Raw genomic sequence first — 23,855 nt, 5'->3', positions numbered from 1 at the left:
CAGCCGATCGTGAAAGCGGCCTGATACTGGCGGGAACGCACGGCGACGAAAACTCCTCGGTCGTTACCCTTTCCTGCGCATTGCGTACGCTTAACCCCTCCCTGCGTCGCCATCATGTGGTGCTGGCGGTAAACCCTGACGGTTGCCAGTTGGGTCTGCGTGCAAATGCAAACGGCGTAGATCTTAACCGTAACTTTCCGGCGGCAAACTGGAAATCTGGTGAAACGGTATATCGCTGGAACAGCAGCGCAGAAGAGCGTGATGTGGTGTTATTGACTGGCGATCATCCGGGATCTGAGCCTGAGACCCAGGCACTATGCCAACTTATTCACCACATTCATCCTGCATGGGTAGTTTCTTTCCACGATCCGCTGGCCTGTATTGAAGATCCCAGACACAGCGAATTAGGCGCGTGGCTGGCGCAGTCGTTCGAATTGCCGCTGGTAACCAGCGTCGGTTATGAAACGCCAGGCTCTTTTGGTAGCTGGTGCGCCGATCTAAACCTACATTGCATTACTGCAGAATTTCCGCCCATTTCATCGGATGAAGCGAGCGAAAAATACCTGCTGGCAATGTCTAATCTTTTGCGCTGGCATCCTTGAGATGAAGCTGTCCGGTTGTAAAATGCAAGGCAGGCTCCACGTCTCTGGCCAGCCATGTTGGGCCATCCAGATCGGCAAAGCTGACCTGTGACGTAAGCGGCAATGCAGCGCCGATCGCCCTTGATGTACACAACATACAGCCCAGCATGAGTGCAAATCCCTGCTCGCGGGCTTCGGTCGCCAGCGCCAGCGCCTCCGTCAGTCCGCCTGTCTTATCCAGTTTGATATTGACCATTTCATAGCGTCCATGCAGCGCTTTCAGACTGCTGCGGGTATGGCAGCTTTCATCTGCACAGACAGGCAGCGGATGCACGAAATTCTCCAGCGCGGCATCATCATTAGCCGGCAGAGGCTGCTCCAGCATCGCAACGCCTAAATCCGCCATTAACTGGCAGCGTGCGGCCAGCCCTTCAGCACGCCAGGATTCATTAGCATCAACAATGATTGTCGCCTCAGGCACAGCCGCCCGGATCGCAACCATCCTTTCGCTGATTAAGTGTGCATCCAGTTTGACTTTCAGCAATCTGGCACCGTTCTCCCATAGCGCAGTCGCGCTCGCCGCCATCTGCTCCGGCGTGCCGATCACGACGGTTTGCGCGGTCGTTACTGTTGCATCCAGTTCAGTACCAACGTAGTCGGCCAGAGACTGTTGTTGCTGACGCGCATTGAGATCCCAAAGCGCACAGTCAACGGCATTACGCGCCGCCCCCGCGGGCAGCAATGCCTGCAGCGCTTCACGCGTCACACCGTGTTCCAGTTGCGGCACAACACTCATGATTTGAGCCAGTACTGACGCATCGCTTTCGCCATAGCGAGGATAAGGCGTACATTCTCCAACGCCCTTTACACCATTCTCTTCCAGTTCAACCACCACCACATGCGCTTCGGTCCTGCTCCCGCGGGCAATCACAAAGGGAGTGTGTAACGGCCAGGCTTCCTCATACACCTTAACTGATCTCATTTGTTTTCCTTAATGCAGTCCCTGAAGCGGATATCCGCAAATAGCGTTTGCCGTGTTAACTGCTGATGGCATAAACTAGCCTTGACGTTAACTATATGTAAACAGGAAGATAACCATGTCACAAACCGTTCATTTCCAGGGCAACCCGGTTGCAGTTGCCGGCTCTATTCCTCAGGCTGGAAGCAAAGCCCAGGCTTTTACCCTTGTGGCTAAAGACCTGTCTGACGTTACGCTGGGCCAGTTCGCAGGCAAGCGCAAAGTGCTGAATATTTTCCCAAGCATCGATACCGGCGTGTGCGCGGCATCAGTACGTAAGTTTAACCAACTGGCGACAGAAATCGACAACACCGTCGTACTGTGCATTTCAGCCGATCTGCCATTCGCCCATTCTCGTTTTTGCGGCGCGGAAGGTCTGAGCAACGTTATCACGCTGTCCACCCTGCGTAACGCTGAATTCCTGAAAAACTACGGCGTTGAAATTGCCGAAGGTCCGCTGAAAGGTCTGGCTGCTCGTGCCGTTGTCGTTATCGACGAAAATGACAACATCGTGTTCAGCCAACTGGTCAATGAAATTACCAACGAGCCTGACTATGATGCAGCGTTGGCCGTGCTGAAAGCCTAAGTTGCCCTGAATACAAAAATGCCTCCGGATGGAGGCATTTTTATTTGCATCATTACTCTTCGTTTTTTTTCTGCTGACTCAGACCATACTCGCGTAACTTATTGGCGATCGCGGTATGTGAAACCCCCAGGCGTTTAGCCAGTTTACGCGTGCTGGGATAATTCATATAAAGCTGCGTCAACACGGAACGTTCAAAGCGGCTGGTGATCTCATCCAGCGACCCTTCCATCACTTCTTCTCCGACGGCAACTGTCGCTGCATCATAATCCGGCAATAAGATATCCTGCGGACGCAGTTCATAGCCCTCAAGCTGAGTTAACGCCCGATAGATAGCATTTTTAAGCTGACGCACATTGCCCGGCCAGCCGTAGCGGGTGAGCACCGTGCTGAGATCGGCAGACAACTTCGGACGCGGTACACCCTGCTCATCGGCAAAACGCGCCACAAACAGCTCTGTGAGTGGCATAATATCTTGTGGGCAATCGCGTAGCGGCGGCAGATTAAGCGTCAGGACATTCAGACGATAATAGAGATCTTCGCGGAAAAGACCTTTCTGCACCAGTTCCACCAGGTTCTTTTGCGTCGCGCAGATTACACGAACATCAACATGAACTTCATGATCTTCACCCACGCGACGGAACGTCCCGTCATTGAGGAAGCGCAGCAATTTCGTCTGCATGCGCGGCGACATTTCGCCAATCTCATCCAACAACACTGAACCGCCATTCGCCTGCTCGAAGAACCCTTTTTTACCTTCCGGGGCGTGACCAAACAGTTCGCTTTCTACCGCATCTTCAGGAATAGACGCGCAGTTCAGCGCCAGATAAGGTTTTGACGCACGTGGACTCGCCAGATGGCAGGCATGCGCAAAGAGATCTTTGCCCGTACCGGTATTCCCGGTGATCAGCAGCGGCGCACTCAGCGTCGCCAACTTGCGCGCCTGTTCAACAACGTGTTTCATTTTGGCGCTTACGGCAATAATCTGGCTGAATGCGCTCAGATCCTGGGTGGTCATGTTTTGCAATTGGCGGCCCATGCGGAGGGTAGAACGCAACATGACAACGGCACCGGTCAGCATTTGCTCCTGATTTTCGCCCTGCAAATGGACCGGCGTAATTTCCATCAGGAAGTTCTGTCCGTTAATCACCACATGTTCACTATGGGAATCCTGCGGATTACTTTCCAGCCAGCGCTGGAAGTTAAACCCATTAATGAGCTGTGCCGCCGTGTGGTTGCGCATCCGCTCCTGGGGATGGGCAAAAAGCTGGCAACTTGCCGGGTTTGCCATCTCCACTTTGCTTTTCATATCCAGAGAAAGAACGGGTTCAGGCAATGCTTCAAGCAACGCGCTAAGCGCCAGATGTTCGCGTTCGGAAGGCATCCAGGGCACGGTACGGACGTCCGTTACCCCTGCGATGCGGCGGATTTCAGCCATCAGGCTGCTGAAGTTAGTGAACTCCAGCTCCGCAAAATTAAGGTAAATTCGCCCGATGGGGTCAATCTCGATACCGCGTAAATCAATGCTTCTCAGCACCAGTAAATCGAGCAATTCGCGGGTCAGACCAAGACGGTCTTCACAAAAGACTTCCAAACGCATAGGAACCTTCACCTGGACAAGGGATTATGTATTAAATGATAAGCCAGTATTGGGTTAGCAGGAAGGACTCTGTCAACAAATATTGACAGCACGCTGGAAAATTGGGCGCCGGAGCGTAAAGTTATACGATCGGCACCCGTATTTACTCAACTTTCACGCGGGGATTTGTTCTTTTGTAAGGTCTCTTTCACCTGACCGATCAACTGACGGCGGAAATCCCCCAGTCGCGGTTTATCATCATCAATCCACGGTAATGGACGGCACAGCTCCATCGCTTTAATCCCCAGACGCGCTGTTAACAAGCCCGCGCCAATACCCTGCGCGGCACGCGTGGATAACCGGGCCGCTAAATCCTGCGACATCCAGTCCATCCCCACTTCCCGCACCAACTCGCTGGCCCCGGCAAAAGCGATATTTAACAGTACCAGACGAAACAGGCGCAGGCGGCTGTAATAGCCGAGTTCGATGCCATACAGCGTAGCTATACGGTTAATCAACCGCAGATTTCGCCAGGCAATAAACGCCATATCCACCAACGCTAACGGGCTGACGGCAATCATCAGCGTGGATTCCGCCGCAGAACGACTGATCTCACGTCGTGCTTGCGCATCCAGCACTGGCTGCACCAGGTGGGCATACAGGCTCACAACTTCCCTATCATTCTGCGTTTCATGGATAGAGGCATACCAGCGTTGTAGCGCAGGATGAGACTGATCGATACCCGCCTGTTGTGCCAACTTTTCACAAAATGCGCGGCCTTTTCCGGTTCCGTGACTGTGTAACAGATCACGCGCTTCATCACGCTCGTGTGCGCGTTGACGCAAACGCCACAGCCGACGCCACTCGGTTGCCACCGACCCAACGCCTGCGCCAATAATCAGCGCACCCGCAGCACAGCCCCCCAGCGCGACCCAGTCCTGAGTCTGCCAGGCGTTCATGGTCCACTGCACACCCTGAGCGACAACGCTTACGCCAAACAGTGCCAGCCCGCCCATCACCATCTTGCGCCACAGACTGCGTTTAGGGCGAAGGGCCGCATCAACAACGGCTTCTGCCTGACCTTCGTCTTCCAGTGGTTCATCCACTGTCGCCGGAGAAAAAGTCTGCGCCTCCGTATCGTTGAACATTTGCTGTGCTTTAAATGCCGTGTTTGGTTCCACTTCCAGTGGACCTGAGAAATCGATACGCGGTTTTAACGGCTCGCTCATCGCAATTTATCTCCTATTAAAAACTCCAGCGCGGCATCCAGGCGAATATGCGGTAAGGGTTTATCTACATCCATGACCTGCGGGCGAAAGGCTTCAAACTGGAAACCCTGGCGATCCCAAAAAGCCTGGCCCGGTAAACGCGCAGGGACTTCTCCCGGATAGACGGTCAACGGCTCGCCGTCGCTCAGGCGATTGCCGCGCAACGCGGGGATCTTCTCGCCCTTCACATCAATCAGGCCGCTGGTGGTTGCCTGCACCGATGCCAGTCCCAGACAGTCCATACTGATGCCTTCAAACGCAGCATTTTGCCAGGCGTCCTGAATCAATTGCTGCAACAACGACACCATATTGGCATGTTGATCGACCGTAACGTGGTCGGCCTTGGTGGCAGCGAACAGCAACTTATCGATTACCGGCGAGAACAACCGGCGGAACAACGTGCGCTGACCATAATGAAAACTTTGCATCAGTTGTGTCAGCGCCAGTCGCATATCGTTAAACGCCTGTGGTCCGCTGTTAAGCGGTTGCAGGCAATCGACCAGCACAATTTGGCGATCAAAGCGCAGGAAGTGATTCTTGTAGAACCCTTTCACGACCTTTTCGCAGTAGTAATTAAACCTGTCGCGTAACATACCTGCGTTGGTATGTTTATCCGCCTGTGCCAGTTTTGACTCACCAAAAGCATCAACATCCGGCCACGGGAAAAATTGCAGCGCAGGTGCGCCAGCCATGTCCCCCGGCAGCACAAAGCGCCCGGGCTGAATGAAATGCAATCCCTGCTGTTTGCACTGATGCAGATAATCTGTCCACGCCGCGGCGATTTCCGCCAGACGGTTTTCGTCAGCAGGCGCCAGCGGGTCAAGCCCCTCGCATAGCTGCCGCCATCTGGCCGACCATTCACCTCGCTGGCCCTGCAATAATCCGGTCATTTGCCGTGACCAGCCAAGGTAATCCTGGGCCAGCATCGGTAAATCGAGCAGCCACTCCCCCGGATAATCGACGATCTCCAGGTACAACGTGGACGTATCTTTAAAGTGACGCAGCAAAGAATCGTTGGATTTGTAGCGCAACGCCAGGCGAATTTCACTGACGCCACGCGTTGGCGTCGGCCAGGTTGGCGGAGAGCCATAAAGCTGCGCCAGTCCCTCATCATAGGTAAAGCGCGGAATACCAAAATCGCGCTGAGGAACCCGCTTTACGCCAAGCAGACGCTCTTCACGCACACAACTGAGCAACGGCAGGCGCGCACCGGCATGAATATTGAGTAACTGGTTTACCATTGCGGTAATAAACGCTGTTTTACCGCTGCGGCTAAGTCCGGTGACAGCCAGGCGCAGATGCCGATCTACGCCGCGATTAACCAGCGAGTTGAGTTCATTTTTAAGTCGCTTCATCGCCATCCCGTTATGCTGAAGGAACCGAAGAAATTATAACAAACAGGGAGCAAACATAAGGTTTAATACTGAGTTATCAACTCCCTGAAAGAAATCAGGCGACATCATTCATGTCGCCTTTAGCCAAAAGAAAGCATGCGGATTATTTATTCTCTACTTTAGGAAGATTAATCCCGCTAATACCGCCTTCGTTGGTTACCTGTGTATAGCCCATCCCGGTCAGCATATCTTTTGCCATCCCGGATTGACGACCTGAGTTGCAATACAACTTCACGGTGTCGGTCTTATCAGGGACTTCTGCCGCAATTCGTGCCTGCAAATCCTTTAAAGGGATGTTGATGGCCCCCTGAAGGTGTTCCTGCTGATATTGTTCAGGAACACGAACATCAATCCAGTGCTCGGCCGCAAATACCGGCATCCCGATGACCAGCGCTAGCGCGAATACTCCTTTTTTCAACATAGTATCGTTCCGTTAAATGATGGAAAGTCACCTAACACTATATACTTGATCTTAAGGAAATATTGCGAGCATGCTATCACTGGCCGTAGCGTTGGGAAATTTTCCTGGCAACCTTGCTCAATAATGGCTCCAGTACCAACACCAGCAACATTTTTAACGGACGGCGGGCCACTGATTTCACCGCCCACCCCGCAACACCTGCGGGGCCGTAGCGAAGCGCAGTCAAAAGTACCAGCTTGCCTGCTATTTTAAAGCCCGGCTTAACCCTTTGCCCGGCACGTTGCCAGCGATTATTCATTTCAATCCTCACAATTGACGGAAACGACTGCGCAATGTGAAGGTGTCCGATGTCACATAACGCTCCATTTCACGCAAACGCTTTTCACTCGCGGCCAGTTCACGATCGACGGAATCTAGCAGTTCCCCGCTTGATGGCTGTTGGTCGCCGGATACGACGTTGTCCGGCATTGGGTCCAGCACAAACGTCAACACGATATAGGCAACTACGGTGAAAAAGGCCAGACCAAAAAAGACTGACAGTACCACCAGGATCCTTACCAGCTTCACGGGGACATCAAGATAGTGCGCAATACCAGCACAGACCCCTTTAACCATGCCCTGCTGCGGGATACGCCACAGCTTTTTGTTCAGGTTAACGCCCCCCATTAGCGGTCCCTCCAGTTTGGATGTTCGGCATCAAGGATATCTTCCAGCGCCTGAATACGTTCACGCATACGCTGTGCATCATTGTTGAGCTCTACCAGACGTTGCTGATCGCTTTGCGACAGTTCACCACGGCTGGAACGATTGCTGTAATGCAGCCACAGCCAGATCGGCAAAACGAACAGCACAAAGATAGTTAACGGAATGGCCAGAAATAGCGCGCTCATGAGTACTCCTTACAGGTGATGAGCGGCGGCGCGTTCGGGCACCGCCAGATGTTATTATTGCTTGTCTTGCTGCATTTTGGCTTTAAGCTGCGCCAGTTGCTCGCTGATTTCATCATCTGCTTTCAGGTCAGCAAATTGCTGATCCAGAGATTTTTGCTTACCGAAGTTATGGCTTTCGGCTTCCGCTTCCATCTGATCAATACGGCGCTCAAAAGATTCGAAGCGGGCCATTGCTTCATCCAGTTTGCCGCTATCCAACTGACGACGGACATCACGAGAAGAACTCGCCGCCTGATGACGCAACATCAATGCCTGCTGACGAGCCCGGGTTTCACTGAGTTTATTTTCCAGCTCACCAATCTCTTTTTTCATCCGCGCCAGCGTATCGTCAACCAGCGTCACTTCATGCTCCAGAGAGGCAATTAAATCGGTCAGTTTCTGCTTTTCAATTAATGCAGAACGCGCCAGATCTTCTTTCTCTTTACGCAGCGCCAGCTCAGCTTTTTCTTGCCACTCCGCCTGCTGCGCACTGGCCTGTTCAATCCGGCGGGACAGCTGTTTTTTTTCTGCCAGTGCACGCGCTGAGTTAGATCGAACCTCAACCAGCGTGTCTTCCATTTCCTGAATCATCAACCGCACCAGTTTCTGCGGATCTTCGGCCTTTTCCAGCAACGCATTAATATTGGCGTTCACGATGTCGGCAAAACGAGAAAAAATACCCATAATGTAATCCTCACTTACTGTTCTGATATCGGGCAATGCCCTGCTGCTTCCATAATGCACTTGTCGTGCCAACTTTTTATATTATTGATTTTGAAGATAATATCTAATTTTACCTGACGAGATAATTAGGGTAAATTGGTGAATAACACTAACAAATGGTGAATTTCATCATGGCAGGATACAAAGATACTCTTCTGGGGGAAGCAAACAGCTTCATTGAAGTGCTGGAACAAGTCTCCCATCTGGCCCCCCTGGAAAAACCCGTGCTGGTTATCGGTGAGCGTGGCACAGGAAAAGAGTTAATCGCCAACCGTCTGCACTACCTTTCCACTCGTTGGCAAGGACCGTTTATTTCTCTTAATTGTGCGGCGCTGAACGAAAATTTACTCGATTCCGAACTCTTCGGCCATGAAGCTGGCGCTTTTACCGGAGCGCAAAAACGCCATCCTGGCCGCTTCGAGCGCGCCGACGGTGGCACACTTTTTCTTGATGAACTGGCAACCGCACCGATGTTGGTACAGGAGAAATTGCTGCGCGTTATTGAGTATGGAGAGCTCGAGCGCGTAGGCGGTAGCCAGCCGCTGCAGGTTAACGTGCGCCTGGTCTGTGCCACCAATGCCGACTTACCGAGAATGGTCAGTGAAGGTACTTTCCGCGCAGACCTGTTGGATAGACTGGCCTTTGATGTCGTGCAACTTCCACCTTTACGGGAGCGTAAAAGCGACATCATGTTGATGGCCGAACATTTTGCGATTCAAATGTGCCGCGAGATTGGATTACCGCTGTTTCCCGGTTTTAGCACACAAGCCAGAGAAACACTTCTCCACTATCGCTGGCCGGGCAATATCCGCGAATTGAAAAACGTTGTTGAACGCTCGGTATACCGACATGGTACCAGCGATTATCCGCTGGACGAGGTAGTGATAGATCCGTTTAAGCGCCACACTACAGACGTTCAGCAGCAGGAAACCCACTCTACAGCGGCAACGTTACCGCTGGATCTGCGCGCATTCCAGCAACAGCAAGAAAAGACGTTTCTGCAAACCAGCCTACAACAGGCAAAATTTAACCAGAAAAAGGCCGCCGAACTGCTTGGGCTGACGTACCATCAGCTCCGCGCGTTGCTTAAAAAACACCAGATTTAGCGATGCATTACCGACCGTTAAGCGCCTTCATGTGCAAAATCCTCCACAAAGCACATTGAAATAGTACCGTTTAACGGTTCCCACATATCATCATTCTTGCATAAGTTTCATACTGACTCCATAATGAATGAGCGTTCATTCATACAATCATTACAAGGCGACCAACACGAATACGCCTTGAGGATCCTCTTTAGAAACTGACAGCAGGTAAATTATGGCTAAAAAAACGCTTCGACTTTCCTTCCCCCAGTGGCAGGGAGGCAACAATCCCCCCTATCATCTCGGATCACTTCTGTTGTCCTTTCTCTCGCCTGAAGCGAAAGGCCCCGTCGAGGATGTTCCGGTTGCTTTACCTGAAAGCGAGCCGCTGAGTGTAATAGATGGCATTACTGGTAAACCACAGATTCTTAAACAGTTGAACGATGCGGTGACGCGTATTGAAAAACACGATCCCGACGCGATTGTCGTATTGGGCGGTGACTGCCTGGTTTCTTTGGTGCCCTTCGCGCATCTGCTGAATAAGTACGGTGATAAGCTGGGCGTGCTTTGGATCGACTCTCACCCCGACGTGCAGACGGCTGAACAGTATCCAAATGCGCATGCCCATGTACTTGGCGCACTGATTGGCACGGGCGATAAAGATTTAGTGGATCACGTCACACACAAGGTTTCGCCGTCAAAAATTATGATTGCCGGCATTCACAATCCACTGATATACGAAAGCGACTATCTGGCCCATCACCGGATTGCGACGGCTGGCCCTGATGATGTCAAAAACGGTGCCAACGAGGTTATGGAATGGATTGCCCGCGAACACATTGAATATCTGGCGATTCATATTGATCTGGATGTTCTGGACCCGTCACTTTTCCGTTCTGTTTTGTTCGCCAAACCAGGCCGAGGGGAACATGATTTTGGCGATGTGCCCGAGGGTAAGCTGACTATTGAAGAGGTGCTTAAACTGGTTAATCTTGCCACTGCAAACGCCGAGGCCGTCGGGCTTACCATTGCTGAACATCTGCCGTGGGATATGGTGAACCTGAAGAACATGCTCAGTGCATTACCTCTCATGAAGTAACGCAAGATATCGATAAATCTCATCGCTGGTTCCAGGCCTCAAAGCACGGTAAAGTTTCGCCATAGATTCAAAGATAAAGGTCGATATGCTAAAGAATACTGAAACCTACCATAAGCTTATTACCGCTGCCGCAGCCTGTTTTGCTGAGAAAGGATTCAATGCAACCAGCGTGCGCGAAATTTCCACGCGTGCAGGTATCAGCCAGGGAGCCATGTACACTTACTTCAAAAGTAAGGATGAGCTTATTCGGGCAATCGTTCTGGAAGAGCAAAACACTGCGCTGGCTGCCCATAATGAGCCCTGTAGCGGATCGTTTTTTGATCGTCTTTGCAAGCAGGTCGTTTCTTGCATAAGCGATGTCGGTTACCCTGTCACGCACAACCTTTGGATAGAGATCATGGCCGAATCGGCACGCAACCCGGAACTGAGGGAAGCGTTTATCGCCAGTGATAACATCATGCGACAAAGCATTGCGGGAATAATTGCGCAAGGTATCGCCGCAGGAGAGTTTCGTCGGGATATTAACCCACAAGCGATAACCATCATTCTGTTTGCATTTATTGACGGACTGATTGCACGTAAGGCTATTAACCCTGCGTTCTCATTGGAAACAGATGTACCAGCGTTCCCTGATTTAATGTCAAAGTTGCTTAAATAAAATACTGCCCGAGCCTGCTTTCTGATCTTTCCCCTGCCCACTTCGCGCCAGAAGTGGGCATTCCGGGTGTCAACACAATCAATACATAAAGTATCAATTTATACAATTTTTGGTGAATTGCAGCTGAACTCCCGACCACGAGTAAAAGCAAAAAATCATTTCTGCGCACTCATCATTCCTGCCCGACCTCACAGCCATAAATCCTAACGTTATACAAGCATTTCAGCGGGTATGCCGATCGTTTTATGTCGTCCACAGGGCCATGTCGTTGAAAAAAGAGACTGGATGCCAGGATGACGATGGTGTATAAAATAATACAAACAGTATTATTTTATACTAAATGAATCATCAATACTTAAGCTGGAGATTGAACCATGCCCACCAATATTACCCAGAACACAACGACGGATAGCTTCCCGCCAGCAGGCCATTACTCACATAGTGTGACTGCCGGAGGATTCGTTTTCATTTCTGGACAGCTACCTGTCACGACTAATGGCGAAAGAAAAGCGGATGCTTCTTTTGAAGAACAGACCAGACTGGCTCTACAGAATGTTGATGCTTGTCTGGCAGGAGCCGGCGTTTCCCGTCAGCACCTGGTATCGGTACGCGTCTATGTCACGGACATTAATCAGTGGCCGACGTTTAATCGGATCTACGGCGAATGGATCGGTGATTCCCGTCCAGCCCGTGCTGTCGCTGGCGTTGCAGAGCTTCATTACGGCTTTGCCGTAGAAATTGAAGCCATTGCGTTAGCACAACAAGTGTGACTATTAACTGTTACAGGTGAACAACAATGACTGAAATGACACTACCTGATTACCACGATGTTGCCGCGGCCGCTGAGCGTATCGCAGGTTATGCGAACAAGACACCGGTTATGACATCACGAACGGTGAATGAAGAGTTTGGTGCTGACGTTTTCTTCAAATGCGAAAACTTCCAGCGGATGGGGGCATTTAAGTTTCGCGGCGCGATGAATGCTTTGCGCCAGTTTACACCAGAACAGAGAGCAGCCGGCGTCGTGGCTTTTTCATCCGGAAACCATGCTCAGGCAATTGCCCTGTCCGCAAAATTACTGGGTATTCCGGCGACAATTATCATGCCGCACGATGCGCCAGCCGCTAAGGTTGCTGCCACGAAAGGGTATGGCGGACATGTCGTGATGTACGACCGTTATACTGAAGATCGTGAAAAAATTGGCCGGGATCTGGCAGAAAAACAGGGACTAACGCTGATCCCACCTTACGATCACCCGCACGTTATTGCAGGCCAGGGGACTGCCACGAAAGAACTGATTGAAGAAGTTGGTGCTCTGGATGCCCTTTTTGTTTGTCTGGGTGGTGGCGGTCTTCTATCTGGTTCCGCACTGGCCGCGCGACACTTGTCCCCTGATTGTCTTATCTATGGTGTGGAACCTGAGGCAGGCAACGACGGTCAACAGTCGTTTCGCAGTGGCAAAGTTGTGCACATCGATACGCCGAAAACCATTGCAGATGGCGCGCAAACCCAACATCTAGGACAGCATACCTTTCCACTGATCCAGAAACATGTTAACGATATTCTGACGGTTTCAGATGATGAATTAATTGCCGCAATGAAATTTATCGCGGAACGAATGAAAATGGTCGTGGAGCCAACAGGCTGCCTTGGTTTTGCCGCCGCGAGAGCGCGAAAAGCAGGCCTTCGGGGAAAGAGAATCGGCATTATCATCAGCGGTGGCAATGTTGATATCAACCGCTACAGTGAATTCCTTGCAGGGTAATCTCATTAAGGTATCTGCGGTGCGGATACCTTATCGCTATACGCCTGTTCCAGTCTGGAAAAGAAGCCCCAGGACGCTGTAAACTGGCCGCCATAATGGCAACAGGCATCACTGCAGGAGACTGGCATGCCAAAAACCGACGATAACTCGCTACTCAATCAAATTGAAACCATCGCCAAAGGACTGAGCGATACCTTCTCTCCGTTTTGCGAGGTTGTGGTTCATGACCTCAAGAACCCTGAGCATGCGATCTTATCCATACATAATAATCTGTCCGGTCGCAAAGCTGGCCAGCCCGCAACGGAGCTTGGACTGGCGCGGATCGCATCACCTGATTTTCCTAGCATCGTTGCCAACTACAGCAATCAGTTTGCTGATGGTCGCCCGGTAAAAAGTACCTCTATTGGCATCAAGGACGAACAAGGCAAATACATCGCGGCGCTATGCCTGAATGTTGATATGACGCTATTTCGCGGGATGCAGAGTGCGCTTGCACGGTTTACTGAAACCGAGTGCTCACCTGTCAGCGAACACCTCGATCCTGGCAGTAATGAAGTGATTCGCCAGCGTATTGATAACTTTGCGGCTGAACGTGCAACAACGGCGCGAGCGCTGAAAACAGAAGACAGAAAGGTACTGATTCAACAATTGCGTAAGGAAGGTTTACTGAACGTACGAAAATCCATGGATACAGTGGCGCAGCATCTGGGAGTGTCCAGAGCAACCGCATACCTGTACGCCCGTCAGGCTAACGCTATCGGCGAATAAGTTGGTCGTTTAACTGGCGAGCAGCGAACTTCACGCATTGCGATCTGACCAATTCTGAACTGGGTGATTTAGATATTCGGGGCGTCGATTTACAAGGCGTTAAGATAGATAGTTACCAGGCCTCTTTGATCATGGAACGGTCTGGGCGGTTAGCCCTGGTTAATCAAGCCCGTAATACACCTGGGAGCGGTGAATCCCCGCCCCCTACGTATCTGTTCTGTTACCCTTCAGGCATTGCTGAAGAGTGGTGGGTGGAAATTTTCCACGCCTTCCCATCCCATGCGTAAGTAAACGTATAACGGGCCGAAACAGTCGATTTGTCTGCGAAGGTGAAGGTATAGGTACCAGCATCAATCGCCTTATTACAGCCAAGACGAATGGTACGACTGTCAATTTTCCCGGTCGGTTTCTTTGCCAGAAAATGTTCAAAATAATCCTCACGCTCAGCATCTGTTAAGCGGGCTTTATTCGACACCGTGGGAAGTAATACTGCATCACTAAGATAATTTTCAGATACTGTCTTCGCGTTACCCCTTTTCAGTGATTCATTCCACTTGTCGAATAGCGCTTCGATTTGCGCTTTGTTCACCTTCACACATTCTGGGGCCGGAGTCGCAAAAACGGGGCCCGATAAAAGGATCAGTGAACAAGCAAAACCAAGTAATTGCTTCATAGTAATCATTCCATTAATGGTTAGATGGCCACAAGAAGGTCATTGATAACCGGATAGTCAAATCACCTGTAATAACCAATAGAAACCATTAACATACGCCGGGTGTAGAAAATAAAGACGTTAAATAAATGAGTAATTAATACAATGAAATAATTAGATATTTTGGCATTGATGCTCTGTATTTAACATAAACCACTACCTGAATGATTATAGTTCAGCATGCATATGATTTCTGTCCTCCTTCCCGAATCTCTTTAACGCTATCCCTTCCTTACGTTTCGGTACTTGCGACACCCCAGCACATAAATTTGGCATAGCTATACCCTCATGAAACTCGCGCTTCGTTTATTACGGGTCAGATGAGGCATGAAAATGCTAAGATAGTTTATGAGTTATATTCAAAGTGGAGCGCTGGTATGAATATTGACCAGGCCGCGACGTAGAATTTGCAACTAACTGTATGGTTGCCCCCAAACTCAAACGGTAATGGCGAATGTCATTAAATATTAGTAAGATAGCTTCTTTATTCATAGTCCCTTAAAATTATGCGCCTGGTTTTATCAACTCTGATCGTAATGGCTGGACTTCTGAGTGGTCAGGCTGTTGCCGCGCCTCTGCAGACCACGCACGCTGATATTCGTGACAGCGGCTTTGTCTATTGCGTCAGCGGGCAAGTCAATACATTCAACCCACAGAAAGCGAGCAGCGGCCTGATTGTCGACACTCTGGCAGCCCAACTCTATGACCGGCTACTTGATGTGGATCCGTACACCTACCGACTGGTGCCAGAACTGGCTGAGAGCTGGGAAGTGCTGGACAACGGCGCAACCTACCGTTTCCACTTGCGCCGCGACGTTTCGTTTCAAAAGACGGCCTGGTTTAAGCCTACCCGTAAGCTAAATGCAGATGATGTGGTATTTACCTTTGAGCGCATATTTGACCGTCACCATCCGTGGCACAACGTCAATGGCAGCAGCTTTCCCTACTTCGATAGCCTGCAATTCGCTGATAACGTGCAAAGCGTGCGCAAGCTGGATAACAACACGGTTGAATTTCGTCTGACTCAGCCAGATGCCTCCTTCCTGTGGCATCTGGCGACACACTATGCCTCTGTAATGTCGGCTGAATATGCCACACAACTGGCCAAACAGGATCGCCAGGAATTACTCGACAGGCAGCCCGTCGGTACCGGACCGTTCCTGCTTTCAGAAAACCGCGCGGGGCAATATATTCGTCTACAACGTCACGAAAAATTCTGGCGCGGCACGCCCCTGATGCCACAGGTCGTTGTGGATCTCGGTTCAGGCGGCACCGGACGGTTATCAAAGCTCCTGACCGGGGAGTGCGACGTTCTGGCCTGGCCCGCGGCCAGTCAGCTCACCATATTACGTGATGACCCACGCCTGCGCCTGACGCTGCGTCCTGGAATGAACATTGCCTATCTGGCATTCAACACCAATAAACCGCCGCTGGATAACCCCGCAGTGCGGCATGCGCTGGCACTGGCCATTAACAACCAGCGTCTGATGCAGTCTATCTACTACGGTACGGCAGAAACTGCAGCATCTATTTTGCCCCGCGCTTCGTGGGCTTATGACAATGAAGCTAAGATTACTGAATACAACCCGGCTAAATCCCGTCAGCAGCTAAAAGCACTGGGACTTGAGAACCTGACGTTGCAACTGTGGGTCCCGACCAGCTCTCAGGCCTGGAATCCGAGTCCGCTGAAAACAGCGGAACTGATCCAGGCAGATATGGCGCAGGTGGGTGTGAAAGTGAAGATCATCCCGGTTGAAGGTCGTTTTCAGGAGGCGCGATTAATGGATATGAACCATGATCTGACGTTGTCCGGTTGGGCGACGGACAGTAACGATCCTGACAGTTTTTTCCGACCGTTGCTCAGTTGCGCCGCCATCAACTCACAGACTAACTTCGCACACTGGTGCAATCCGCAGTTCGACAGCATTTTACGCAAAGCGCTGTCTTCGCAGCAGCTCTCCTCGCGTATTGACGCCTATGACGAAGCACAAAATATCCTGGCGCAAGAGTTGCCGATCCTGCCGTTGGCCTCATCATTGCGTCTACAGGCTTACCGCTATGACATCAAAGGTCTGGTGCTAAGTCCGTTCGGGAATGCTTCCTTTGCCGGGGTTTCCAGGGAAAAGACTGATGAGGTGAAAAAACCATGATTATCTTCACCCTGCGCCGCTTCTTATTGCTGCTGGTCACCCTGTTCTTCCTGACATTCATTGGGTTCAGCCTGAGCTACTTCACCCCCCATGCGCCGTTACAAGGCGCATCGCTGTGGAACGCCTGGATATTCTGGTTCAACGGTCTGATCCACTGGGATTTTGGCGTTTCCAGTATTAACGGTCAGTTAATCTCAGAACAGCTGAAAGAGGTTTTCCCAGCCACGATGGAGCTGTGTATTCTTGCCTTTGGGTTTGCGCTGATGGTCGGGATCCCCATCGGCATGCTGGCCGGCATCACACGTAATAAATGGCAGGATCGCTGCATCAGCGCATTGGCTCTGATGGGGTTTTCCATTCCCGTTTTTTGGCTGGCGCTGCTGCTGACGCTCCTCTTCTCACTAACTCTCGGCTGGTTACCCGTTTCGGGACGTTTCGATCTACTTTACGAAGTAAAACCGGTGACCGGTTTCGCCATTATTGATGCGTGGATCTCTGACTCCCCCTGGCGCGACGAAATGTTGGTTAGCGCAATCCGTCATATGGTGCTTCCGGTATTGACGCTTTCCGTCGCGCCCACCACGGAGGTCATTCGCCTGATGCGTATCAGCACCATTGAGGTCTTCGATCAGAACTATGTCAAAGCGGCAGCCACGCGCGGTTTGTCACGCTTCACCATTCTGCGTCGCCACGTATTGCACAACGCACTTCCGCCGGTCATTCCTCGTCTTGGATTACAGTTTTCCACCATGCTGACGCTGGCGATGATCACCGAGATGGTCTTTAGCTGGCCAGGACTGGGACGTTGGTTGATTAACGCGATTCGCCAGCAAGACTACGCCGCTATTTCGGCAGGTGTGATGGTGATTGGCTCACTGGTTATTATCGTTAACGTCATCTCTGATATTTTGGGTGCTATGGCTAACCCGCTGAAACATAAGGAATGGTATGCCTTACGATAGCGTATATAGCGAGAAGCGCCCACCCGGAACGCTACGCACCGCATGGCGTAATTTTTATGGCGATGCTTCTGCGATGGTGGGTCTGTACGGTTGTGCGGGACTGGTCATTCTGTGTGTGTTTGGTGGCTGGTTTGCCCCTTACGGCATCGATCAGCAATTTCTTGGCTACCAACTGTTGCCACCGTCCTGGTCACGTTATGGCGAAGTGTCATTCTTCCTCGGAACCGACGATCTGGGCCGCGACGTATTAAGCCGTCTGCTCAGCGGCGCGGCCCCGACCGTTGGCGGTGCGTTTGTCGTTACCCTCGCCGCCACACTCTGCGGTCTGTTGCTGGGCGTGGTTGCCGGGGCAACGCACGGACTACGCTCAGCGGTGCTGAACCACATTCTGGATACCCTGCTGTCAATTCCATCGCTACTGCTGGCCATTATTGTGGTGGCTTTTGCCGGGCCACATCTGACGCATGCGATGTTCGCCGTCTGGCTGGCTTTACTGCCGCGTATGGTGCGCTCCGTCTACAGCATGGTGCATGACGAGCTGGAAAAAGAGTATGTCATTGCTGCTCGTCTGGATGGCGCGAGCACGCTCAATATCCTGTGGTTTGCGATTCTGCCGAATATCACTGCCGGTCTTATCACTGAAATCACCCGAGCACTGTCAATGGCGATTCTGGATATCGCCGCCCTGGGCTTCCTTGATCTCGGCGCACAGCTGCCCTCCCCAGAATGGGGCGCCATGCTCGGCGATGCGCTGGAGTTGATCTATGTTGCGCCGTGGACCGTCATGCTGCCCGGAGCGGCAATTATGATAAGTGTGCTGCTGGTAAATCTGTTAGGTGACGGCGTACGCCGCGCAATTATTGCGGGGGTGGAATAATGCCATTACTGGATATCCGCAACCTGACTATCGAGTTCAGGACCGGTGACGACTGGGTGAAAGCAGTGGACCGCGTCAGCATGACGCTAAACGAAGGTGAGATCCGTGGACTGGTCGGTGAATCGGGTTCAGGTAAAAGTTTGATCGCTAAGGCCATCTGCGGCGTCGCCAAAGATAACTGGCGCGTTACCGCGGACCGCATGCGTTTTGATGATATCGACCTGTTGCGCCTTTCCGCCCGCGAGCGACGTAAGCTGGTCGGCCATAACGTGTCCATGATCTTTCAGGAGCCGCAGTCTTGTCTGGATCCGTCTGAACGTATTGGACGCCAACTGATGCAAAACATTCCCGCCTGGACTTACAAGGGGCGCTGGTGGCAACGTATCGGCTGGCGCAAACGCCGCGCGATTGAGCTCCTGCACCGCGTCGGGATAAAAGATCATAAAGATGCCATGCGCAGTTTCCCTTATGAGCTGACTGACGGCGAGTGCCAGAAGGTCATGATCGCCATCGCACTGGCAAACCAACCTCGCCTGCTGATTGCAGATGAACCCACCAATGCGATGGAACCCACAACCCAGGCGCAAATTTTTCGTCTGCTGACTCGACTGAATCAAAACAGCAATACCACCATTTTGTTGATCAGCCATGACCTGCAAATGCTCAGCCAATGGGCAGACAAAATCAACGTAATGTACTGCGGACAAACGGTGGAAACCGCGCCCAGTAAAGATTTGGTGACGATACCCCATCACCCTTATACGCAAGCGCTGATTCGCGCCATTCCTGATTTTGGTAGCGCAATGCCGCATAAAAGCCGCCTGAATACCATGCCTGGAGCAATTCCGTTGTTAGAACAGTTGCCCATCGGCTGTCGTCTGGGGCCGCGTTGCCCTTATGCACAGCGCGAATGCATTGAAACCCCAAGACTGACCGGAGCAAAGAATCATCTCTACGCCTGTCATTTCCCGCTGAATATGGAGAGAGAGTGAGATGGTAGAAACCCTGCTCGAAGTGCGTAATCTGAGCAAAACCTTCCGCTACCGGACGGGATTATTTCGCCGCCAGACCGTCGAAGCCGTTAAACCGCTGAGCTTTACGCTGCGTGAACGTCAAACGCTCGCTATTATTGGCGAGAACGGCTCAGGCAAGTCCACGCTGGCGAAAATGCTGGCTGGGATGGTTGAGCCGACCAGCGGCGAGCTGCTGATTGACGATCATCCGCTAAAATATGGCGATTATTCATTTCGTAGTCAGCGTATTCGCATGATTTTCCAGGATCCGTCAACGTCGCTAAACCCACGGCAGCGTATCTCACAGATCCTCGATTTTCCGTTACGCCTGAATACCGATCTGGAGCCTGAACAGCGCCGCAAACAGATTGTGGAAACTATGCGTATGGTAGGTCTGCTACCCGATCATGTTAGCTACTATCCGCATATGCTGGCCCCAGGGCAAAAACAGCGTCTGGGCCTTGCCCGTGCGCTGATTTTGCGGCCAAAAGTTATTATCGCCGACGAAGCGCTGGCTTCTCTGGATATGTCGATGCGATCACAGCTCATCAACCTGATGCTGGAATTACAGGAAAAACAAGGGATTTCGTATATCTATGTGACCCAACATATTGGGATGATGAAACACATCAGCGACCAGGTGTTAGTCATGCATCAGGGCGAAGTTGTCGAGCGCGGCAGTACGGCGGACGTGCTGGCCTCTCCGCTACATGAGCTGACTCGTCGTCTTATTGCAGGGCATTTTGGCGAGGCGCTTACCGCCGATGCCTGGCGGAAAGACCGTTAATCAGATAATAGCCCGCCAGGACGGGAGGGCTATCCGCTCTGTCATCAGTGACAAAACCGGGGCAAGAGTAGCGCGTCAACCTCAGAGAACGTGACTGACGGGAAAATTTCACCCTGCATCGCCCAAACGCCGGCGGTGCAGACTTCCTCGATAAGATGGGTCGTATCTATCCCCTCAACCACAACGCGCTCGCAATATCCCCTGATATTTTTAATCAACACCGGGAAAATTGTTTTTTCTACCTGTGACAGGAAAAAGTCGCGATCCATTTTCACAACGTCAAAACGGCCGCACACCAGCGGACTCGCGCCAATACTGCCAGATCCGAGATCGCCCAGCCACAAGGCATTTGGGCCATCACTCAGCGAATTAATCAGCAGGTTGTTCAGGCAAACTGTATTCGACAGAAAGCGTTCTGAGAGTTCCAGCGCAATAAAGGGCATGGAATGCAAGGCCGACTTAATGACGGGATCACCAATTGCTAATAGCGCCATTTCATCAATAAGGCTTAGCGTACAGAGCAGATTATTGTTCTCGAACCAATTACGCTTTTCTGCAATTAACCGAATTTGCTCAAGCATGAAATTACGTTTTTGTTCGCTACTCCATGCCGAAATGATGGAATCTGCGTGTAACGGATGAACCGTCTCAGAGGTGAAGCGGGCGAGCATCTCAACACCCAGCAACTTATCTGTTGTGTCTCTCATCGGTTCCGCGATGAAATGATAGTGCATAAGACCACTCCAATTGATCATAACGTCCTGATAATGCACTTTTAATCATAATCAATCAATAATATCGATCAATGAATCGATATTGATCGATAAAAACAATATATCATAACTAAATGAATATGGTCATATTTTTTGTTTTAAGAATGTTCTTACATTGATATGTGTTAAAACATCGACTAGAGGTCAGATCATACCATTTTAACCCTCTGACGCCTTGTATTTTCACCTTATACCCCTGCTCTTCTCTGGTTGGATGAGGCAGAACCAGGGGGGAGTGATATACTCCTCACGTGCAATGAATAGTGACAGGCCACCAGGTGCTGACAACGATTCCCTGCCCTCTGAAATGCCGATTACTGCTGCTCACCGTCTGGTGAATAGCAGAGAAAGATCGTGACACAAGGGGCAAAGAGTGGGATATAATTTCACACCAATTTCGAGTGACCTTGAAATTGCAATCATAACTCATTGATTGCTAAAAAAATAAGTAATGACTATAAGGATTAAAGCTATGGGTTTTCTTTCCGGTAAGCGCATTCTGGTGACCGGTCTTGCCAGTAAACTGTCCATCGCCTATGGTATCGCACAGGCGATGCACCGCGAAGGCGCTGAACTGGCGTTCACCTACCAGAACGACAAACTGAAAGGCCGCGTGGAAGAATTTGCCGCTCAGCTGGGTTCCAACATCGTACTGCAGTGTGATGTGGCTGAAGACGCCAGCATCGACACCATGTTCGCTGAACTGGGCAAAGTCTGGCCGAAATTCGACGGTTTCGTACATTCCATCGGTTTCGCACCTGCTGACCAGCTGGATGGCGACTACGTGAATGCGGTCACCCGCGAAGGCTTTAAAATTGCTCATGACATCAGCGCATACAGCTTTGTTGCAATGGCAAAAGCATGCCGTTCAATGCTGAACCCTGGTTCTGCACTGCTGACGCTGTCCTACCTGGGTGCAGAGCGCGCGATCCCGAACTATAACGTAATGGGTCTGGCGAAAGCCTCTCTGGAAGCCAACGTTCGTTATATGGCTAACGCGATGGGTCCTGAAGGCGTGCGTGTGAACGCAATCTCCGCCGGCCCAATCCGTACTCTGGCGGCTTCCGGTATCAAAGATTTCCGTAAAATGCTGGCACATTGCGAAGCGGTTACGCCGATTCGTCGTACCGTTACCATTGAAGATGTGGGCAACTCTGCGGCATTCCTGTGCTCAGACCTGTCCGCCGGTATCTCCGGTGAAGTCGTTCACGTTGACGGCGGCTTCAGCATCGCCGCAATGAACGAACTGGAACTGAAATAATCTTTCAGACTTCCTCTATGGGCGACGGTCCGTCGCCCATTATTTTCCTCTCCCTTCTCCTTCGCTCGTGGCTATATATGCTTTTCTGATATTTATTATCACTTAACAATCTTTCATCACCTCATTCGCTTACGTCAGGATATCGCAGCGCAAACGATCCGGCGTACAGGTATGACGACGTATCCGGGTCGCCACTTTTTAGACCAAGGAACGCCCATGGAACAACGCCGAATTGAAGGCAAAAGCCACTGGTATCATGAGACACAGTCCAGTACATATCCGCAAGATGTTCTACCGTTGGTGCCCGAAGCCGCACACGTAGAGGACCGATTTTTGCTGGATCTGACAATACCTGCCGTTGCGCTTTTACCCTTTCAGTCCTGGTTAGAACCTGCCCGTAAACTTGCTCAACTTCTCTTCCCAGTGCATGTTTCTCTGGATTCAATGCACACGTTCAGCGCCTATGAACGTATGAGTACCGCTTTAACCGTCGCACAGGTTTGTGGCGTACAGCGTTTATGTAATCATTATGCTGCACGTCTGACCCCCCTTCCTGGCCCTAATTCATCCAGGGAAAGCAACCACCGACTAGCGCAAATCACCCAATATGCTCGCCAGCTAGCCAGCTCTCCGGACGTCATCGGCTCACGCGATCGCCAGCATCTGGAGGCGGTTGGCCTCACGACCAGCGACAGTGTTCTGATGAATCAAATCGTTGGCTTTGTCGGCTTTCAGGCCCGCGTCGTTGCGTTGTTTCAGGCCTGGTTTGGCCATCCTGTGCGACGCATTCCAGGCCTTGATATTCAGCAATTTGCCGAGGCATCCCCCTTTAGTGCAGAAGAAGCACAGTGGCACACCGCCGACCTGCCAATTGAAAAACATCTTGCCAGCGCAGAAGCACATGCCAGCCATACTCCCATTGTGTTGCAAGCGCTGAGGCCATTACTGCAACACTCACCTGAAGAACTGGCGTTATTTGAAGCGCTTTTTACCAGCACATTACACAGCGATGTGCAATCACGGACATTTTCTCTGGCCACGCTGTTCACATCGCGGATTAACGGTAGCGTGTCCTGCTTCAATGAGTACGCCCTCTCAGCCACTGAGTTCACTGAGATTATTACCGTACTTCGCCAGGATGAGCGCCAAATACAGCGTTGGGAGCAACGACATCCGGTTGAGCGCGTCACCCTGCAGGCGGTACAATGGCTAACCCGGGCGCCCGATCGCTTTAGCGCCGCACTGCTTACTCCGTTACTCGACCAGGGTATATCTTCAGAACAGGCAATTAACGTACTGGCCTGGAGCGGATTGTGCGGATGGTTAAATCGTTTGAAGATCGCGTTGGGCGAGACGTATTAACCGATCCACTTGCTGAAAGAGCGCTTGCTGCGACTGGCAGATTCGCGTAAAACTGTCAGCCGCTCTTTCAGCCACGAAAATAGACAA

At 51.3% G+C, this 23,855-nt stretch carries 26 protein-coding genes and 1 pseudogene; 16 read left to right on the top strand and 11 right to left on the bottom strand.

What is annotated here, in order from left to right:
• Positions 1-602, top strand: a 602-nt coding sequence (mpaA, locus tag FDX03_RS12130; protein ID WP_249357045.1) for a murein tripeptide amidase MpaA, incomplete at its 5' end; no start/stop codon positions are given.
• On the opposite strand, the gene ycjG is transcribed toward mpaA, so the two are convergent.
• On the bottom strand, positions 577-1,563 hold the full coding sequence (gene ycjG / locus FDX03_RS12125) for an L-Ala-D/L-Glu epimerase (RefSeq protein WP_137345971.1): 987 nt from the start codon (positions 1,561-1,563) through the stop codon (positions 577-579). The two genes, mpaA and ycjG, sit on opposite strands and share 26 nt — an antisense overlap.
• 115 nt (positions 1,564-1,678) lie before the next feature.
• Between ycjG and tpx the strand changes: the two genes are divergently transcribed.
• Entirely contained in the window at positions 1,679-2,185 is a 507-nt protein-coding gene (gene tpx, locus FDX03_RS12120; RefSeq protein ID WP_040230898.1) for a thiol peroxidase, read from the top strand.
• Between the two features lie 52 nt (positions 2,186-2,237).
• Here the strand turns inward: tpx and tyrR are convergent, their stop codons facing one another.
• From tyrR to pspA, 8 genes are all read right to left on the bottom strand, one after another.
• Entirely contained in the window at positions 2,238-3,782 is a 1,545-nt protein-coding gene (gene tyrR, locus FDX03_RS12115) for a transcriptional regulator TyrR (RefSeq protein WP_061067993.1), read from the bottom strand.
• Between the two features lie 146 nt (positions 3,783-3,928).
• Entirely contained in the window at positions 3,929-4,990 is a 1,062-nt protein-coding gene (locus tag FDX03_RS12110) for a YcjF family protein (RefSeq protein WP_061067994.1), read from the bottom strand.
• Positions 4,987-6,384 (bottom strand): YcjX family protein, encoded by a 1,398-nt coding sequence (locus FDX03_RS12105; protein WP_048212579.1) that lies wholly within the window; start codon positions 6,382-6,384, stop codon positions 4,987-4,989. Before FDX03_RS12105 ends, FDX03_RS12110 begins: the two co-directional genes overlap by 4 nt.
• Before the next feature lie 142 nt (positions 6,385-6,526).
• Positions 6,527-6,844, bottom strand: a complete 318-nt coding sequence (gene pspE, locus FDX03_RS12100) for a thiosulfate sulfurtransferase PspE (protein WP_101742271.1) — start codon at positions 6,842-6,844, stop codon at positions 6,527-6,529.
• Positions 6,845-6,920: 76 nt separating this feature from the next.
• Entirely contained in the window at positions 6,921-7,142 is a 222-nt protein-coding gene (gene pspD / locus FDX03_RS12095) for a phage shock protein PspD (RefSeq protein WP_040230893.1), read from the bottom strand.
• A gap of 8 nt (positions 7,143-7,150) precedes the next feature.
• The gene (gene pspC / locus FDX03_RS12090; protein ID WP_048211520.1) at positions 7,151-7,510 is read right to left on the bottom strand and encodes an envelope stress response membrane protein PspC; all 360 of its coding nucleotides are present in this window, start codon (positions 7,508-7,510) and stop codon (positions 7,151-7,153) included.
• Complete coding sequence (gene pspB, locus FDX03_RS12085) at positions 7,510-7,734, bottom strand: envelope stress response membrane protein PspB (RefSeq protein WP_048211519.1); 225 nt, start codon at positions 7,732-7,734, stop codon at positions 7,510-7,512. The genes pspC and pspB overlap by 1 nt, the downstream gene beginning before the upstream one ends.
• A 54-nt stretch (positions 7,735-7,788) precedes the next feature.
• Positions 7,789-8,457, bottom strand: a complete 669-nt coding sequence (gene pspA / locus FDX03_RS12080) for a phage shock protein PspA (RefSeq protein ID WP_003020532.1) — start codon at positions 8,455-8,457, stop codon at positions 7,789-7,791.
• A 155-nt stretch (positions 8,458-8,612) separates the two neighbouring features.
• Here pspA and pspF point away from each other — a divergent pair, with 155 nt between their 5' ends.
• From pspF to FDX03_RS23305, 7 genes and pseudogenes are all read left to right on the top strand, one after another.
• Positions 8,613-9,602, top strand: coding sequence for a phage shock protein operon transcriptional activator (gene pspF / locus FDX03_RS12075; protein ID WP_161958607.1), 990 nt, complete (start codon positions 8,613-8,615; stop codon positions 9,600-9,602).
• Positions 9,603-9,816: 214 nt separating this feature from the next.
• Positions 9,817-10,680: an arginase family protein gene (locus FDX03_RS12070; RefSeq protein WP_115643346.1), complete on the top strand. Its 864-nt coding sequence runs from the start codon at positions 9,817-9,819 to the stop codon at positions 10,678-10,680.
• A gap of 85 nt (positions 10,681-10,765) precedes the next feature.
• Entirely contained in the window at positions 10,766-11,338 is a 573-nt protein-coding gene (locus tag FDX03_RS12065) for a TetR/AcrR family transcriptional regulator (protein WP_061067996.1), read from the top strand.
• Positions 11,339-11,712: 374 nt separating this feature from the next.
• Positions 11,713-12,108: a RidA family protein gene (locus tag FDX03_RS12060; protein WP_048211514.1), complete on the top strand. Its 396-nt coding sequence runs from the start codon at positions 11,713-11,715 to the stop codon at positions 12,106-12,108.
• 26 nt (positions 12,109-12,134) lie between these two features.
• Entirely contained in the window at positions 12,135-13,103 is a 969-nt protein-coding gene (locus tag FDX03_RS12055; RefSeq protein ID WP_048211513.1) for a threo-3-hydroxy-L-aspartate ammonia-lyase, read from the top strand.
• 126 nt (positions 13,104-13,229) lie between these two features.
• Positions 13,230-13,871, top strand: coding sequence for a PAS domain-containing protein (locus FDX03_RS12050; RefSeq protein WP_048211512.1), 642 nt, complete (start codon positions 13,230-13,232; stop codon positions 13,869-13,871).
• A gap of 5 nt (positions 13,872-13,876) precedes the next feature.
• Positions 13,877-14,017 (top strand): annotated as a pseudogene (locus tag FDX03_RS23305) (pentapeptide repeat-containing protein); the annotation flags it as partial.
• Positions 14,018-14,091: 74 nt separating this feature from the next.
• On the opposite strand, the gene FDX03_RS12040 reads toward FDX03_RS23305, so the two are convergent.
• On the bottom strand, positions 14,092-14,544 hold the full coding sequence (locus FDX03_RS12040) for an SgcJ/EcaC family oxidoreductase (RefSeq protein WP_137345970.1): 453 nt from the start codon (positions 14,542-14,544) through the stop codon (positions 14,092-14,094).
• A 545-nt stretch (positions 14,545-15,089) separates the two neighbouring features.
• On the opposite strand from FDX03_RS12040, the gene sapA reads away from it, so the two are divergent.
• The 5 genes from sapA to sapF are packed head-to-tail and all read left to right on the top strand — an operon-like array spanning position 15,090 to position 20,372.
• Positions 15,090-16,733 carry an ABC transporter substrate-binding protein SapA gene (gene sapA / locus FDX03_RS12035; protein WP_048211510.1) on the top strand — a complete coding sequence of 548 codons (1,644 nt, stop codon included), beginning with the start codon at positions 15,090-15,092 and terminating at the stop codon, positions 16,731-16,733.
• A complete protein-coding gene (gene sapB / locus FDX03_RS12030; protein WP_005126482.1) occupies positions 16,730-17,695 on the top strand; it encodes a peptide ABC transporter permease SapB in 966 nt (321 codons plus the stop codon). Before sapA ends, sapB begins: the two co-directional genes overlap by 4 nt.
• On the top strand, positions 17,682-18,572 hold the full coding sequence (sapC, locus tag FDX03_RS12025; RefSeq protein WP_005126480.1) for a peptide ABC transporter permease SapC: 891 nt from the start codon (positions 17,682-17,684) through the stop codon (positions 18,570-18,572). Before sapB ends, sapC begins: the two co-directional genes overlap by 14 nt.
• Positions 18,572-19,564: a peptide ABC transporter ATP-binding protein SapD gene (sapD, locus tag FDX03_RS12020; RefSeq protein ID WP_003020556.1), complete on the top strand. Its 993-nt coding sequence runs from the start codon at positions 18,572-18,574 to the stop codon at positions 19,562-19,564. Before sapC ends, sapD begins: the two co-directional genes overlap by 1 nt.
• Before the next feature lies 1 nt (position 19,565).
• A complete protein-coding gene (sapF, locus tag FDX03_RS12015) occupies positions 19,566-20,372 on the top strand; it encodes a peptide ABC transporter ATP-binding protein SapF (RefSeq protein WP_048211509.1) in 807 nt (268 codons plus the stop codon).
• A 44-nt stretch (positions 20,373-20,416) separates the two neighbouring features.
• On the opposite strand, the gene FDX03_RS12010 is transcribed toward sapF, so the two are convergent.
• Positions 20,417-21,106, bottom strand: a complete 690-nt coding sequence (locus tag FDX03_RS12010) for an EAL domain-containing protein (protein ID WP_048212578.1) — start codon at positions 21,104-21,106, stop codon at positions 20,417-20,419.
• Between the two features lie 511 nt (positions 21,107-21,617).
• Here FDX03_RS12010 and fabI point away from each other — a divergent pair.
• Both fabI and FDX03_RS12000 read left to right on the top strand, forming a co-directional pair.
• Positions 21,618-22,406, top strand: coding sequence for an enoyl-ACP reductase FabI (gene fabI / locus FDX03_RS12005; protein WP_005126472.1), 789 nt, complete (start codon positions 21,618-21,620; stop codon positions 22,404-22,406).
• A 216-nt stretch (positions 22,407-22,622) separates the two neighbouring features.
• Positions 22,623-23,768: a carboxymuconolactone decarboxylase family protein gene (locus FDX03_RS12000; protein WP_115643341.1), complete on the top strand. Its 1,146-nt coding sequence runs from the start codon at positions 22,623-22,625 to the stop codon at positions 23,766-23,768.
• The last annotated feature ends 87 nt before the right edge of the window (positions 23,769-23,855 follow it).

This window comes from Citrobacter sp. wls827, from assembly GCF_005280875.1.
Classification (GTDB): domain Bacteria; phylum Pseudomonadota; class Gammaproteobacteria; order Enterobacterales; family Enterobacteriaceae; genus Citrobacter; species Citrobacter youngae.
Note: the sequence above shows the minus strand (reverse complement) of the source record. Positions and strands in the feature narration are given on the sequence as shown.

Bases quoted from the DNA above. Each gene is read 5' to 3' on its own strand.
- FDX03_RS12065 (WP_061067996.1), top strand. From the start codon at position 10,766: ATGCTAAAGAATACTGAAACCTACCATAAGCTTATTACCGCTGCCGCA.
- ycjG (WP_137345971.1), bottom strand. From the start codon at position 1,563: ATGAGATCAGTTAAGGTGTATGAGGAAGCCTGGCCGTTACACACTCCC.
- FDX03_RS12070 (WP_115643346.1), top strand. From the start codon at position 9,817: ATGGCTAAAAAAACGCTTCGACTTTCCTTCCCCCAGTGGCAGGGAGGC.
- FDX03_RS12110 (WP_061067994.1), bottom strand. From the start codon at position 4,990: ATGAGCGAGCCGTTAAAACCGCGTATCGATTTCTCAGGTCCACTGGAA.
- fabI (WP_005126472.1), top strand. From the start codon at position 21,618: ATGGGTTTTCTTTCCGGTAAGCGCATTCTGGTGACCGGTCTTGCCAGT.
- sapC (WP_005126480.1), top strand. From the start codon at position 17,682: ATGCCTTACGATAGCGTATATAGCGAGAAGCGCCCACCCGGAACGCTA.
- sapA (WP_048211510.1), top strand. From the start codon at position 15,090: ATGCGCCTGGTTTTATCAACTCTGATCGTAATGGCTGGACTTCTGAGT.
- FDX03_RS12060 (WP_048211514.1), top strand. From the start codon at position 11,713: ATGCCCACCAATATTACCCAGAACACAACGACGGATAGCTTCCCGCCA.
- pspA (WP_003020532.1), bottom strand. From the start codon at position 8,457: ATGGGTATTTTTTCTCGTTTTGCCGACATCGTGAACGCCAATATTAAT.
- sapD (WP_003020556.1), top strand. From the start codon at position 18,572: ATGCCATTACTGGATATCCGCAACCTGACTATCGAGTTCAGGACCGGT.
- pspF (WP_161958607.1), top strand. From the start codon at position 8,613: ATGGTGAATTTCATCATGGCAGGATACAAAGATACTCTTCTGGGGGAA.
- FDX03_RS12000 (WP_115643341.1), top strand. From the start codon at position 22,623: ATGGAACAACGCCGAATTGAAGGCAAAAGCCACTGGTATCATGAGACA.
- FDX03_RS12055 (WP_048211513.1), top strand. From the start codon at position 12,135: ATGACTGAAATGACACTACCTGATTACCACGATGTTGCCGCGGCCGCT.
- sapF (WP_048211509.1), top strand. From the start codon at position 19,566: ATGGTAGAAACCCTGCTCGAAGTGCGTAATCTGAGCAAAACCTTCCGC.
- pspD (WP_040230893.1), bottom strand. From the start codon at position 7,142: ATGAATAATCGCTGGCAACGTGCCGGGCAAAGGGTTAAGCCGGGCTTT.
- pspC (WP_048211520.1), bottom strand. From the start codon at position 7,510: ATGGGGGGCGTTAACCTGAACAAAAAGCTGTGGCGTATCCCGCAGCAG.
- pspB (WP_048211519.1), bottom strand. From the start codon at position 7,734: ATGAGCGCGCTATTTCTGGCCATTCCGTTAACTATCTTTGTGCTGTTC.
- FDX03_RS12010 (WP_048212578.1), bottom strand. From the start codon at position 21,106: ATGCACTATCATTTCATCGCGGAACCGATGAGAGACACAACAGATAAG.
- pspE (WP_101742271.1), bottom strand. From the start codon at position 6,844: ATGTTGAAAAAAGGAGTATTCGCGCTAGCGCTGGTCATCGGGATGCCG.
- FDX03_RS12040 (WP_137345970.1), bottom strand. From the start codon at position 14,544: ATGAAGCAATTACTTGGTTTTGCTTGTTCACTGATCCTTTTATCGGGC.
- tyrR (WP_061067993.1), bottom strand. From the start codon at position 3,782: ATGCGTTTGGAAGTCTTTTGTGAAGACCGTCTTGGTCTGACCCGCGAA.
- sapB (WP_005126482.1), top strand. From the start codon at position 16,730: ATGATTATCTTCACCCTGCGCCGCTTCTTATTGCTGCTGGTCACCCTG.
- FDX03_RS12105 (WP_048212579.1), bottom strand. From the start codon at position 6,384: ATGAAGCGACTTAAAAATGAACTCAACTCGCTGGTTAATCGCGGCGTA.
- tpx (WP_040230898.1), top strand. From the start codon at position 1,679: ATGTCACAAACCGTTCATTTCCAGGGCAACCCGGTTGCAGTTGCCGGC.
- FDX03_RS12050 (WP_048211512.1), top strand. From the start codon at position 13,230: ATGCCAAAAACCGACGATAACTCGCTACTCAATCAAATTGAAACCATC.